The sequence below is a fragment of the Streptomyces chiangmaiensis genome (genome assembly GCF_036281785.1).
In the GTDB taxonomy this organism is placed as follows: Bacteria; Actinomycetota; Actinomycetes; order Streptomycetales; family Streptomycetaceae; genus Streptomyces; species Streptomyces chiangmaiensis.
Map to the genome: position 1 here is coordinate 1 of NZ_JAYWVC010000664.1, position 813 is coordinate 813.

Genomic DNA, 813 nt, shown 5'->3' on the forward strand with positions numbered 1-813 from the left:
CAGGACCAGCTGCTGGCGTTCTATGACTTTCCGGCCGAGCACTGGATCCATCTGCGGACCACGAACCCGATCGAGTCGACCTTCTCCACCGTCCGGCTGCGGACCAAGGTCACCCGCGGCGCCGGCTCCCGCACCGCCGCCCTGGCCATGGTCTTCAAACTCGTCGAGTCCGCCCAGCAGCGGTGGCGGGCGGTCAACGCACCGCACTTGGTCGCGCTCGTGCGTGCCGGGGCCCGCTTCGAGCGCGGTGTCCTCATCGAGCGCGAGGAGGCCCGTGCAGCATGACCGATCAGGTGAAACGCCCGCTGCTGTTCCTCGATGTCGACGGGCCGCTTCTTCCGTTCGGCCAAGGCCCGCAGCGTGAGCCGACAGCCGCAGCCTTCCACCCTCACTTGGCGCGGCTCAACCCCGAGGTGGGGTTTCGACTGGCGGCGCTGCCGTGCGAACTGGTCTGGGCCACAACCTGGGAGGACGAGGCGAACGCCGAGGTAGCACCCCGGATCGGGCTGCCACGGCTGCCAGTCGTGAACTGGCCGGAGCCATCAACCGAGCATGAACACGAGGACCAGTGGTTCGGACTGCACTGGAAGACCCGGGCCCTGGTGCAATGGGCGGCCGGACGCTCGTTCGCCTGGGTCGACGACGAGATCACCGACGCTGATCGCGACTGGGTGTCCCTACACCACCATGGCCAGGCCCTCCTCCATCACGTCGAGTCCTCCCGAGGACTCGACGACGCGGACTTCACCGTCCTCGATACGTGGCTACGGGCCAGGTGAGTCGCCCGTGATCCACAGAATTTGACAATTGCTC

General features: G+C 67.2%; 2 protein-coding genes. Both read left to right on the forward strand.

From position 1 onward, the window contains the following. On the forward strand, positions 1-285 hold a 285-nt coding region (locus VXC91_RS46285), incomplete at its 5' end, for a transposase (protein ID WP_329513318.1). Continuing rightward, positions 282-779 carry an HAD domain-containing protein gene (locus VXC91_RS46290; protein WP_329513319.1) on the forward strand — a complete coding sequence of 166 codons (498 nt, stop codon included), beginning with the start codon at positions 282-284 and terminating at the stop codon, positions 777-779. The genes VXC91_RS46285 and VXC91_RS46290, both read left to right, overlap by 4 nt. The last annotated feature ends 34 nt before the right edge of the window (positions 780-813 follow it).

Bases quoted from the DNA above. Each gene is read 5' to 3' on its own strand.
- VXC91_RS46290 (WP_329513319.1), top strand. From the start codon at position 282: ATGACCGATCAGGTGAAACGCCCGCTGCTGTTCCTCGATGTCGACGGG.